This window comes from Pseudoalteromonas sp. T1lg24 (assembly GCF_002964745.1).
Taxonomy (GTDB): Bacteria; Pseudomonadota; Gammaproteobacteria; order Enterobacterales; family Alteromonadaceae; genus Pseudoalteromonas; species Pseudoalteromonas spongiae.
Window position 1 is genome coordinate 166,815 of sequence record NZ_PQCB01000034.1, and the last position, 12,396, is coordinate 179,210.

General features: G+C 40.7%; 13 protein-coding genes. 6 read left to right on the top strand and 7 right to left on the bottom strand.

What is annotated here, in order from left to right:
* The first annotated feature begins 100 nt into the window (after positions 1-100).
* Positions 101-1,174, top strand: coding sequence for an ABC transporter substrate-binding protein (locus tag C2M30_RS20235; protein ID WP_105173108.1), 1,074 nt, complete (start codon positions 101-103; stop codon positions 1,172-1,174).
* A gap of 55 nt (positions 1,175-1,229) precedes the next feature.
* On the opposite strand, the gene sodX is transcribed toward C2M30_RS20235, so the two are convergent.
* From sodX to C2M30_RS20260, 4 genes are all read right to left on the bottom strand, one after another.
* On the bottom strand, positions 1,230-1,520 hold the full coding sequence (sodX, locus tag C2M30_RS20240; RefSeq protein WP_010561425.1) for a nickel-type superoxide dismutase maturation protease: 291 nt from the start codon (positions 1,518-1,520) through the stop codon (positions 1,230-1,232).
* Positions 1,521-1,837: 317 nt separating this feature from the next.
* The gene (locus C2M30_RS20250; RefSeq protein ID WP_105173110.1) at positions 1,838-2,281 is read right to left on the bottom strand and encodes a hypothetical protein; all 444 of its coding nucleotides are present in this window, start codon (positions 2,279-2,281) and stop codon (positions 1,838-1,840) included.
* A gap of 130 nt (positions 2,282-2,411) precedes the next feature.
* Positions 2,412-3,794: a cytochrome c oxidase accessory protein CcoG gene (ccoG, locus tag C2M30_RS20255; protein WP_105173111.1), complete on the bottom strand. Its 1,383-nt coding sequence runs from the start codon at positions 3,792-3,794 to the stop codon at positions 2,412-2,414.
* A gap of 203 nt (positions 3,795-3,997) precedes the next feature.
* Complete coding sequence (locus C2M30_RS20260; protein WP_054980914.1) at positions 3,998-5,419, bottom strand: sigma-54 interaction domain-containing protein; 1,422 nt, start codon at positions 5,417-5,419, stop codon at positions 3,998-4,000.
* Positions 5,420-5,593: 174 nt separating this feature from the next.
* Here C2M30_RS20260 and C2M30_RS20265 point away from each other — a divergent pair, with 174 nt between their 5' ends.
* From C2M30_RS20265 to C2M30_RS20275, 3 genes are all read left to right on the top strand, one after another.
* Positions 5,594-6,550 (top strand): ABC transporter ATP-binding protein, encoded by a 957-nt coding sequence (locus C2M30_RS20265; protein WP_105173112.1) that lies wholly within the window; start codon positions 5,594-5,596, stop codon positions 6,548-6,550.
* Positions 6,543-7,727 carry an ABC transporter permease gene (locus C2M30_RS20270; RefSeq protein WP_105173113.1) on the top strand — a complete coding sequence of 395 codons (1,185 nt, stop codon included), beginning with the start codon at positions 6,543-6,545 and terminating at the stop codon, positions 7,725-7,727. The genes C2M30_RS20265 and C2M30_RS20270 overlap by 8 nt, the downstream gene beginning before the upstream one ends.
* 220 nt (positions 7,728-7,947) lie before the next feature.
* Entirely contained in the window at positions 7,948-8,157 is a 210-nt protein-coding gene (locus C2M30_RS20275; RefSeq protein WP_010561433.1) for a hypothetical protein, read from the top strand.
* Positions 8,158-8,240: 83 nt separating this feature from the next.
* On the opposite strand, the gene C2M30_RS20280 is transcribed toward C2M30_RS20275, so the two are convergent.
* The 3 genes from C2M30_RS20280 to C2M30_RS20290 form a co-directional block, all read right to left on the bottom strand.
* Complete coding sequence (locus tag C2M30_RS20280) at positions 8,241-8,714, bottom strand: Dps family protein (protein WP_105173114.1); 474 nt, start codon at positions 8,712-8,714, stop codon at positions 8,241-8,243.
* A gap of 82 nt (positions 8,715-8,796) precedes the next feature.
* A complete protein-coding gene (locus C2M30_RS20285; RefSeq protein ID WP_105173115.1) occupies positions 8,797-9,426 on the bottom strand; it encodes a DUF7379 domain-containing protein in 630 nt (209 codons plus the stop codon).
* Between the two features lie 11 nt (positions 9,427-9,437).
* Positions 9,438-9,974, bottom strand: a complete 537-nt coding sequence (locus tag C2M30_RS20290; RefSeq protein ID WP_054980909.1) for a YaeQ family protein — start codon at positions 9,972-9,974, stop codon at positions 9,438-9,440.
* 85 nt (positions 9,975-10,059) lie between these two features.
* Between C2M30_RS20290 and ylqF the strand changes: the two genes are divergently transcribed.
* Together ylqF and C2M30_RS20300 are read left to right on the top strand one after the other, a co-directional pair.
* Complete coding sequence (ylqF, locus tag C2M30_RS20295) at positions 10,060-11,004, top strand: ribosome biogenesis GTPase YlqF (RefSeq protein WP_010561437.1); 945 nt, start codon at positions 10,060-10,062, stop codon at positions 11,002-11,004.
* Positions 11,005-11,066: 62 nt separating this feature from the next.
* On the top strand, positions 11,067-11,870 hold the full coding sequence (locus tag C2M30_RS20300) for an ABC transporter substrate-binding protein (RefSeq protein ID WP_158683607.1): 804 nt from the start codon (positions 11,067-11,069) through the stop codon (positions 11,868-11,870).
* Positions 11,871-12,396: the final 526 nt, after the last annotated feature.

Sequence of the window (12,396 nt, forward strand, 5' to 3'; positions counted from 1 at the left end):
ATTACCGAGCGAGAGAGCTGCTCTGATTAGTTGAGAACATGCAGCTATATTTTTGTTTAAGTTATATACTTATAGCCATCTAGATGCAGTAAGGTGTTGTGTGAAAGTGAATAGTGTCGTGCGTGTTTGGTTGTTTTTAATGCTGCTGATGTGGTCAGTATTTGCTAGTGCCAATTCCCATATGAAGGTTGTTTTTATTAACCCGGGTTATGCTACAGATAATGATTCTGGCGACTTTTGGCCAAATGTGAATCACTTTATGGTTGCCGCTGCAAACGACCTCAATATCGATCTCGTATCATTGCATGCTGAACGCAATCATATTCTGATGAAAAAACTGGTTAGCGATGCGATAGCGCTAAAGCCCGATTACTTAATTCTCGTAAACGAAAAGCAAATGTTACCGCAAATGCTAGAGCAACTTGTCGGCACCGAGATTAAAGTGTTTTTGCTGCTCAATAAATTTAGCCGTTCACAGCAGGCATCGCTGCCAAAGGCGATCACGAGTAAGGTAATAGGGTGCTTATCGCCGAACAATAAAGAGGTTGGTGAACAGCTTGCACAGGCATTAATTAAACGCGCTAGTAAGTTTAAAAAACAGCAACTTACTATGTATGCACTGCTTGGTGATTACAATACACCGGCGGCAGAGGAGCGTCGCTTTGGTTTGCAGCGCGCCTTAAAAAAACACCCTCATGTGAGTTTAATAGACTCAACGGTTGCCAATTGGTCTGAGTCGAAAGCTTATAAAAAAACCTATGGCGTATTGTCAAAGCATCCCGCTGACATTATTTGGTCGGCAAATGACGCAATGGCGTTTGGTGCAATTGCAGCGGTAAATAAGCTAAAGCAATCAGATAAGGTCATTATTGGCGGCATTAATTGGGATGTTCATGATAAAGGGTATGCGACCGATGTTTCTTTTGGTGGGCATGTAACGTTGGGCGCAAAAGCATTATTGATGCTGCATGATAATCACCTTTACCCAGAAAAAGCGGGCGCTATGAGTCAGCAACTCGCAATTTTTGAGTCCTCGGACTCACCAGCTCGAGCGCCGTTTGGCAAACTATTACGTGAACAAGAGTTCGAACAAATCGATTTTTCGCGTTTTTCTGTGTCGTCGCAGCAACCGCTAGAATTTAACTTGCAAAACTTGGTTAATACTCGGCATTAGAGTCTTGCTGTGAAAGAGAATTTTTGATGCGCTCGATGCGTAATCACGCAAGGACTTAGCGCAGGTTGCAAATCATTACGCCGATGATTTGCTCGGCGCTAATCGGTCCTATTTGGCAGCACGCTAAACTGTTAGGGTCGTCACCAGCTAACCAATAAAGACCATTTTTATCTTGATAGGCAATGCGTTGAATTATGGCGCCAAAAATAGGGTGTGCGACTTTAACTATTTGCCCTTTTTTTAAATGTTTCATACTGCCAAAGCTATGTAATAGCACATAATTATTGGGCATTATTGCGGGCGACATGCTGTTGCCAGTTACTTTATTTATGCTTAATCCGAACATTTTTTGTGTTCTCTGTTTTAAGCGATGCGTCGCAATTTGCCGTAACAACTTCAAATTTAAATAGTTTATCGAGCTGAGTTAGAGCCCTATTCAAGCTTGCTGCTTTTTTCATATTCCCTCCTTAGCAAGGTTACGCATTTTTATCTTGTAACTGACAAAAACAAACAGTAATACCGTTGGTGTTATCCATGCTAAGTGAATGAACAGGTCAAACAATGGGCTATGATCATGTCCTGTATGTGCCATAAGGCTGCGTGGTAGCAATAAACATACTGCTATGATTTTGATGTATAAATTAGACATACCAACCTCCCTAACTAGTGCACTAACGCAGCTTTTAATTTTGCGTTTTTAATATCTGCGGGGGCGGCACACACATGATCAAGCACATCTATACAGCGAGTGTAATTTGCATGCTTTCCTTTAAATGTCGAAATGCTTTTAAATGTGACCGAAGACATCTGTAAGGCATGGCTTTGCGCGTGCTCTGAGATCGCTTTATTGTTGGCTTGTTGTAATACGCGATAATGGGCGTGCAATAAACATTGCAGTGCACGTTCTAGCTGGCCTTGTTGTTCGTAGGTGGCAGCGAGGTTCTGATAACCGCATACCCAAGCTTGCATCGCTTCTAAGTTGCTAACTTTTTGTTGCCATAGCAAATCAACCAGCTCAATAGCGCGATTGTAGTAGCGTTCCGCCTCTAGCCAATTATGTGAATCAAAACACTCATTGCCTTTAATCATTGTGGATTGCCAGCTCATATTAAAATACCTAACCTACCAACTTAATGATAATGATTATTGATCGCGTTTGAGCTGTTGTAAAGAAAAAAGGCTCAATTAGATTGAGCCTTGCGTGCTAGGGAACTTAGCTATAAGTTGATTTTACAGCTTAGGGTTTATAAAACTTAGACTGTTTAATGATTTGGATATCCGGTTGCTCGATAGCTTGAACTTTAAAACGAACATCCGTAACTTTTTGTTTTAAATCATAGCCATCAGCCGTAATCGTGACTGGGAACTGGCTCATCTCACCAGCTGGAATAACAATGTTTTGTGGTGCGCTTAGCACAAAACGTGAATCTTCGAGCAGTGTTAGCGTGTAATTCAGTGTATTTTGCGTTTTATTGGTAATTCTTAGCGTGTAGGTGTTCTCAGTTAACCCTTCGTAATTCACGCGATAAAGCGCATTTCGGTCACGTAGAATACTGGTTTCAATAGGTACGCGTAGGTTCATCCAAATCAACATAGTGACGATTACTAAGCCAGTAAAAAATCCATAACCTACTAGCTTTAAACGGAATTTATTGGTCTTTTGGCCAGCTAGTTGGTGTTCACTGGTGTAACTAATTAAACCTTTTTGGTAATTAAACTTTTCCATGGTTTCGTCACAAGCATCAATACATGCGCCACAGTTAATGCACTCGTATTGCATGCCGTTACGAATATCAATACCGGCAGGGCACACTTCAACGCACAGATTACAGTCAACACAATCACCTAAACCAAGTTGTTTCGGATCATCTTTACGTTTGCGGCGACCGCGTGATTCACCACGTTTTTCATCGTAGGCAACGACATACGTATCTTTGTCGAACATTACTGCTTGAAAGCGAGAATACGGGCACATGTAAATACACATTTTTTCTCTTAAAAAACCTGCGTTACCGTAAGTACATACGGCAAATAGACCTACCCAAAACCAAATCAAGCCAGACCAATCTAAGGTTACTAAATTGCTATATAACTCTTTAACAGGCACAAAGTAGCTAAGAAAGGTGGTAGCAGTTAAAAATGAAATACTCAGCCAAGCTAAATGCTTGAGGCCTTTTTTGCGAAATTTTTCAAATGACATCGGTGATTTATCAAGCTTAATGCGTTTATTACGGTTGCCTTCTACTTTTTCTTCAACCCAAATAAACATCATCATCCATACCGTTTGCGGGCAGGTGTAACCACACCAAACTCGACCGAGCCAGGTGGTAACAAAAAATAGCGCAAATGCACCCGCCATAAATATCCATGCTAGCAAGGTGAAGTCTTGAGGGAACAAGGTAGTATTAAAAAAGCGAAACTGCTGCGCGCCGATATCGAGTAATATGGCTTGCTGGCCTTGGTAAGGAATAAAAGGGATTAAGATAAATGCCAACATTAATGCCCAGCCAATATAGCGGCGTAACTTTTGGTATTTACCTTTTTGTGATCTGACGTAAATTGGCCCCTCAGTTTTGTAGGGCTTAATGATCAGATCTTCTTCTTTGATATCAAACTTCATAATATTTCTCGACAGTAGATAGAGCATTGCGCTTATCTAGTGCTTAACAAATACTATGCCAAAAAGAAGTTGTCGTAACCTTATGAAATATAAGGTTAATTATTGTTTTTAGTTTTTGTCCAAGCCGCGTTATTTCGCGTGTCCGCGATATGTCGTGGATTTTAGCTGTTCTTTTTATGATAAAAACAGCTAAAAACGTCATTTTATACTCGTGTAATCCCAAGTTTTTTCATTTTTGAGCGCAAGGTGCTTTCTGGTAAATCGAGTAGTTTGGCTGCGCCATTGCTCCCGCCTATCTTACCTGAGCATTGTTCAAGCACCTGCTCTATGTAAGAGCGTTCCATTTCTGCTAGCGTAAGTTGTGCAAAGTTACTGGCATCTAAGTTGGCTTGAAAATCTTGCTTGATTTGAATTAGCGAACTCTGACTTAAGATAACTTCGCGTTCGAGTACGTTTTGCAGTTCACGAATATTGCCGGGCCAATGATAGGTTGCAAGGCGCTTTAAACTGGCCTTGCTGATGCCTTTGATTGGTTTACTCAATTTGCGAGCAAGCTCTGAAATAATGTTATGACAAAGCAAAGGCAAATCATCTAAGCGCTCTCTGAGGGCTGGCATAGTAAGGGGAAAAACGTTCAGGCGATAATATAAATCCATGCGAAACTCGCCTTGCTGAACCATTTTTAATAGGTCTTTGTTCGTTGCTGCGATAACGCGAATATCAACCTTAATGGTTTGGTTACCGCCAACGCGTTCAAATTCTTGTTCTTGCAGTACACGCAGCAATTTGCTCTGTGCTTCAAGGCTCAGTTCGCCAACTTCGTCTAAAAATAAGGTGCCTTTGTCTGCTAGTTCAAAGCGTCCTTTACGTCTTTCGGTAGCGCCAGTAAATGCGCCTTTTTCATGACCGAACAGCTCGCTTTCTAACAAGCTAGGCGTAAAGGCTGCGCAATTTACTTTAACCAAAGTATTGTGACAGCGTTTGCTTAAGCGATGAATATTACGGGCTATCAGCTCTTTACCTGTGCCGTTTTCACCTAAGATCAGCACAGTGCTGTCGGTTTTACTGACTAAACTTACTTGTTCAAGCAATTGCTTAAATCGCGGGCTTTGTCCTACTAAGCCAGAGTCGCTCCAGTTCTCGTCGATTTCACTTTGAAGATAAGTATTTTCTGCTTGTAATTGTTCAGATAAGGCTTGCACTTGGGCTAGAGCTTCACGCAGTGCGCGATCGCTTTCTTGCTGCTTAGTTACATCGCGGAAGATTGCAACAGCACCAACTATTTCGCCATTTTTATAAACGGGAGTTGAGGTGTATTCCACTGGAAAGCTTGAACCATCTTTGCGCCAAAATACTTCATGGCTAATACTGCGCTCTTGTCCGTCTTGCATGGTGGCATAAATATTACATTCATGCGCTGGGTATGGGCTGCCATCGGCGTGGCTATGATGATGATATTGATGAATTTTTTCGCCGAGTAATTCGCCGGCTTGCCAACCTGTCATGCGTTCTGCTGCAGGGTTTATAAATACTGCTTTTCCTTCTAAATCAAAACCATAAACGCCTTCACCAACTGCATTTAACAATAGCTCTGAGTCTGCTAGCAAGTTTTTAAGATTATCCATATATCACAACCCACGAAATATCGAGGGTCAATAATGCCAAGCTTAACATCAAATTACCAGCAACTAATCATCTGTATTTTAATGATAAGTGGCAATATAAAATGACGAGCGATCTGTTTATCCCTTTGTTTACCCGTAAAATATTGCAAACAATAAGAAAAAGCGGGAAAAACAATGACACAGGCAATGATCCGTGTGGAAGAGGTAAGTAAGCAGTACGCCTCAACTAAAGCGGTTAATCAGTTAAGCTTTGCGGTAAATAAAGGCGAAATTTTTGCCTTATTGGGGCCTAACGGCGCAGGTAAATCATCGCTGGTACGTATGTTAGTAGGTTTTACAAAACCTGATAGCGGAAAAGTATCAATTCAATTAGATGGTCGCTACTTTAGTGAAATTCCGGCGAATAAACTGGGCTACTTACCAGAAGACCGCGGACTCTATGGCGAAAAAACCTTACTGCAAAACCTTCATTACTTTGCTGCGCTGCATGGTGTAAGTAAACAACAAGCAAAACAAAATATTGATTACTGGCTAAAGCGATTTGATTTACTAGGCCGCGAAAATGAACCGCTTAAATCACTTTCAAAAGGTAACCAGCAAAAAGTACAGCTGATCACCGCAATTTTACACAGTCCCGAAATTGTTATTTTGGATGAGCCATTCTCTGGACTCGATCCGATTAACCAAGAAAAAGTTGTATTGTTTTTAGCAGAATTAAAGCAACAGGGAATGACGGTTATTTTAAGTGCCCACCAAATGGCCATGGTAGAAAAAATGGCCGACAGAATGATGTTGATGAACAAAGGCGAAGCTGTTTTATATGGTTCACTTAGTGCGATTAGAGAGCAAATTGGTGGTGCATTAGAGCTAGAGGTGAGCTTTAGCGGTGAATTAAATGCCGAAGCGCTGCAAACGCATTTTGGTGACATTAACTACCGCCTAAATAAAGCGAATACCTTGGTTGTTACGTTAAACGATAAAGCACAGCTAAATGATGCGTTAGCAATCCTGCCCAAGTTAGGTCAAGTAGAGCATTTATCAAGCCGCACCATGGATTTACATCAAATGTATTTAAAAGCAATTGAATCGCACCAAAAGCATGCGTTAACTGAGGAGAGTAGTGATGAATAACCAAGTAACACAAGTTGCTAAATGGGAGTTTATGCACTTTTTCAAATGGAAACAGGAGCTTATTAGCAAGTTAATTATGCTGGTAATCGCTGTGGTTGTGTTTTTTTGGCAAAGTGCGTCAAGTTTTACTAGCAGTGATTATCGTATTGCCATTTCGGCTAATAGTGCTTTTGACATGACCTTAGATGGGTATGTGTTTACGCAAACACAAGACGATAAAGACAAGCTTACCTCTGCCCTTGAGGCGCAAGAATTTGATGCTGTGTTACTCATTGATGAAGCCGTAAGCCCTGTAAACATTGAGTTTATTAGCAAAGGCAAAATGGCGTGGCAACAGACTCTGCAAAACGCGCTAAAACAGCACTATGTTGAAAAAGTCAGTGATAAACTTTCGCTTTCGGCGCAGCAATTAGCATTGATTAATAACCCAATTGTAGTTTCAGCTGTGTATTTAGACCAAAATATCAAAAGTGAAGAAAGTCATTCAAGCGCTACAGCAATAGGTGTTTTAGTGTTGTTATCGGTTGGTATTTTTATGTCGTTTGCTCAGGTATTTGTCTCGATTACAGGCGAAAAGCAGCAGCGTGTAACAGAACAACTCTACGCCACAATGAGTGCACAAACTTGGGTCGACGGAAAAATTCTAGGTCAAGTATTACTCGCATTAAAAGCCATGTTAAGTACCGTTATTTCAGTATTGCTAGGCGTTGCATTTTTACAGGTGATTATTCAAGGACAAGCACTCGACTTGTCGTTTATTGATTGGTATTTGTTGCCCTGGGTATTGGCGTTTGCGTTGCTCGGCCTTTATTTCTCAACGGCATTTATGGCAGCAATTGCAGCTGCAATTGATGATCCAAACCACAGTGGCAAGTCGTCATTTATGATGATCCCGCTTGTACCAATGATTTTAGCGTTTGTATTAATGGATAGCCCCAGCGGTTGGGTTATGACGTTTTTAAGTTACTTCCCACTTACGGCGTTTGCTGTAATGCCAGTTAAAATGGCGTTGGTTGATGTGGCGATTTGGCAACCTATTTTGTCACTGGTACTGACGCTGGCATTGTGCATCTATATGCGTGGTGTGGCTGGGCGCTTATTTAAAATGGGCATGGTGATGTATGGTAAAGAGCCAAGCTTTAAACAAATGTTAGGGTGGGCGATTTCAGAACGCTAATATTAAAAAGAGGCTTCGGCCTCTTTTTTTAAGCATATTTACTGCCAATTATTTCTTGCTCGGTCGAATTTTTGAGCTAAATCAAGTTTCGAATCGGCTGGTAATTGGTTAGGAAATAAACTTGATTTAAGTCAATTCTCAATCTCAAAACGGGCGCATACTTAATTCCAGAAACCGATTTATCACCGATAAGTTGGATAGTTTAAGAAGGAATTTCGTTATGAGAAATGTGCAAAAATCAGAAATTATCGTTACGGTTATCGCAGTATTAGCATTAGTTGTTACTGTTGTGGGTCACTTAGCTGGTGCAAGCATTGCTAACTCAAGTTCGTTTGGCATTATTGCAGCGCCTGTACCTTTGCTACTATTTATTATTGCATTTGCAGCGTATAAGTATGCTGCATCTCATGACGAAGATTCAGGTCATTAAACTTGTCCCAATTAGTTTTACTTTACTTGCGACAAAGGCAGCGTTAGCTGCCTTTTTTCGTACTAATTTGAAAACAATTTAACTTAGTTTAAGTAAGCGTTTAACATCCAAACCAGTTTCTCTTGCTCTTTAATATAATCACTCATTAGTGAGGCTGTACCTTCATCCTCAGCGTCACCGGCTAATGTTAGTAATGAACGCTGTGTTGCTATTAACTCACTAAAGCCAGTTAGTAGGTTACTAATCGCTTCGCGCCCCGCACTAATGTTCTTTGCTTCAGTGATCTTGCTGTTGGCAAGGTAGTCTGAAAAACCGTGTAGCGGTTCACCACCTAACGTTAAAATTCGCTCAGCGATTTCATCGACTTTCAACAGTAAATCGTTGTAGATTTCTTCAAATTTAGCATGCAACTCGAAGAAGTTTTCGCCTTTAATATTCCAGTGAAAGCCACGGGCATTCATGTACTGAATTTGGTAACTGCTAAGTAAGGTATTTAGTTCAGCAACTAAGTTGTTTGTGATTGTTTTGTCTAATCCAATAATTGAAACGTTTCTCATAACCCACCTCATATTCAATGTATTTAATATGTTTAATTTGTTTCGATGGGTTTATTATCAGACAAGTTTTTAATTGAATAAATCACTTAAAGTCGATTGCTGCATTCTGTTTTTGTGATGATAAAATGGACTCAATGTAATCCATTACTTTGCGGGAATAAATGAGGCTGGTATGGCTTAAATGAAAGACTTTGTGTTCTGCCATACCTTTGAGTTTAGTTTCATCAAGCAATACAGTGCCGTCAGATTCACTGTTTTTCTTAATGAGCGGCATTAAACCAAGTGGCAGATCACCTGCAATGCTGTAAAGCTTGGCGCTAAATGGCCAATCGTGGTTTTCAGATAAAAGAAACTCAACACTATTTTTTAAAAACAAGTCAAACCCTTTATCTTTCATGTGTTTGGCAAGTGTGGCGCCTTTGTGGGGAGTGCCTAATGTGATGACTTTTTTTACACTTGCTGCGTGTTGGCTATTGGCTTCAAGGTAGGCGCGTGCAATTAACCCCCCCATTGAGTGGCAAACAAACGCGGTATTTTCACCGTCAATAAAGCTATCGATTTGCTGAAAAATAGTTGCAGTATTTGGCGATAAGCTTTGATAACTTAAGTTCAGGGTATCAAAGCCAAGTTTTGTTATGCGTTTACTGAGCGGCAGCATAACAAAGCCCGACATATACAGGCCGTGTAAAATAACTACTTTTTTTATCGCCATACTACTTTCACTTATAAAATGGTGATCGGCTCGATAAGAATTGAATCGGTATCGTTGCTGACCCAAACTTGACCATCTTGCACAGTAACAGACAACTGCATATGTCTTGCTGCTAATGGAATAAGTTGTTGAGACTGCTCAAATGGAAGGCTAAACACGCGTAAGTTGGTGTGCTGGAAAAACTTACCTTGGTGCTTTTCAAGCCACACTTTTTGGTCGCCGTCGCCATAGGTATATAAAATGGCTTGTTTTGACTGGTTGCAGGCTTTTTTCAGGCGTTTTTCGTCAGGTAAACCAAGATCGATCCAAGTTTCGATTTCGTCGCTTAATGACTTTTGCCAAATTTCAGGCTCATCGTCAGCGCACAATCCTTTAGTAAAGCTCAACGTATCTGTAGCATTTAATGCAAATGCCAAAATGCGGATCATTAAACGGTGGTCGTTTTCAGATGGATGTTGAGCAATTGTTAGACTGTAATCACCGTAGTGGTGTCTATCCATGTCGCTTAGGTTAAGCGATAGCTTATGTACTTGTGACTTTAACGCCATAATTTCTATTAATGTAAGAAAGGTTACTGCTATTGTAACTGAATATAGTTAAAATACGCGTACTTTCATGCTTTGGAGAAAATAAATGGCGATTCAGTGGTTTCCTGGTCATATGAATAAGGCGCGCAATGAGATAAAAGAAATCATGCCGCAAATGGACGTGATTATTGAAGTGCTGGATGCGCGTATTCCTTACAGTAGTGAAAACCCTATGGTTGGCGACCTGCGTGGTGATAAACCCGTGATTAAAATCTTAAATAAAGCTGACCTTGCCGACCCTGAAATGACCAAAGCGTGGATGACGTATCTTGAGCGTGAAGCGGGTGTTAAAACCTTACCGCTTGATAACAATAAATCGAGCGAAGTGCATTTAATCAACGACCTCTGCAAAAAGTTAGTACCCCACAAAGTAGGCGCAGATAAGCAAATTAAAGCCATGATTATGGGTATTCCAAATGTTGGAAAATCAACGCTTATCAATACATTAGCTGGCCGCATTGTGGCTAAAACAGGTAATGAACCAGCGGTAACTAAGGCGCAGCAAAAGATCCGTTTAGAAGATGGCATTATGTTGTACGACACGCCAGGAATGTTATGGCCAAAAGTTGAAAATGAAAATTCAGGTTACCGTTTAGCGGCAACCGGTGCGATTCGTGATACCGCGATTAACTATGAAGAAGTGGCGAGTTACACTGCTGAGTATTTATTGTCAGCCTACCCAGCGTTATTAAAATCACGTTATAAAATGGATGAATTACCAGAACAAGACTGGGAATTTATTGAACAAGCAGGGCGTAAACGTGGCTGCATTCGTTCAGGCAACCAAGTTGATACTCACAAAATGTCTGAAATTCTGATCAATGAACTGCGCGATGCCGTGATTGGTCGCATTTCGATGGAAACACCAGAGATGCGCGAAGAAGAAGAGGTTATGGTAGCTGAATTACGAGCCAAGGCTGAAGCTAAAAAGCAGGCTCGTGAAGAAGAGAAAAAACAACGCCGCGCTCGTGCCCGTAAAAATCGCCGCTAAGCTTGGATTTAGAGTAATTATTCACTACAGTTAAAACAGTGTTTAACTGTAGTGAATACGTAGTGCGTTGCCTATCTAATTGTTTACCCATTCTTTTTTTAATCAGTTTTGTTTGCTCAGCTAAGCAAGAAATTTATTTTGCCACTGACCTATTGCCAGAAGAAGGTACACGCAAAGCAGACCTCGTATCACAGCTAGTTTATTACGTTACCGATGAGCTTAAAAACGACTACCGAGTAACATTTCAGCAAACCAGTCGTGAGCGAGAGTGGCGACTAATTGAAAAACAAAGCAACATTTGTGTTTATAACAAAACACACACACCCAAAAGAGCAAAACTTGCCGTATTTGCAAGCCAACCATTAATTGTTTATGCGCCTAATCGCTTAATTTTAAATCGCGATATTGGTACGGCTCCATCGCTATCGTTAACAACAGCATTATCGCTTGGTCTAAATATTGGCGTTGTAAAAGGACGCAACTACGGCGAAAAGCTTGATGAGTTAATTATGCAAAATTCTGAGTTGTTGTATGTTGGCGCGGGAAGTTACAAAGCAGAGCGTTTAAAAGTGATGCTCAAACAGGGTAAACTCGATGGTATTATTGAATATTCTTCGGTATTCAAAAGCCGTCAGCCCGACGCCAATATCGGTAAAGACTATTTTATTTATGCGTTAACGGAAGCTCAGCACGCAGTAAAAGGTTACTTAGCGTGTGCAAAGTCAGATGTTGGTGAAAAGTTTGTTGCCGATTTTGAAAACGTTATGAACAGTGCTGGCTATCGTGCATTTGCCATAAGTAAATTTCACGAGGCAAGCGGTTTAATTGAGGCTGACTTTATTATTGAACAGTTGGGATACAAATAAAAAAGACCTCGTTCTGAGGCCTTTTGGTTTCATATCTACCGTCACCGATATGAGCAATGTAGCAAGTAATTCGTATAAAGTGGCTACTAGCAACTTAGCTTCAGGGGCGTGAAGCGCTGCTGCTAGCAGCCGTAGCTTGTTAATTAAGTATAAAAAGCTACTAAGGTCGAGAAACACAAAGAAGAGTGAGTGCGAGTTATGCTTCTTTGTTGAGATTGATTATCAATTAGATCTTAGTGGCTGTCAAATACTTTTTGATAATAATTCTCATTAATGTTGTAACAACTTAATTACACGATTAAAAATAAAAAAGGCCTCGTTCTGAGGCCTTTTGGTTTCATATCTACCGTCACCGATATGAGCAATGTAGCAAGTAATTCGTATAAATTGGCTACTAGCAACTTAGCTTCAGGGGCGCGAAGCGCTGCTGCTAGCAGCCGTAGCCTAAAAAGCTACTAGGGTCGAGAAACACAAAGAAGAGTGAGTGCGTGTACTGCTTCCTTGTTGAGATTGATTATCAATTAGA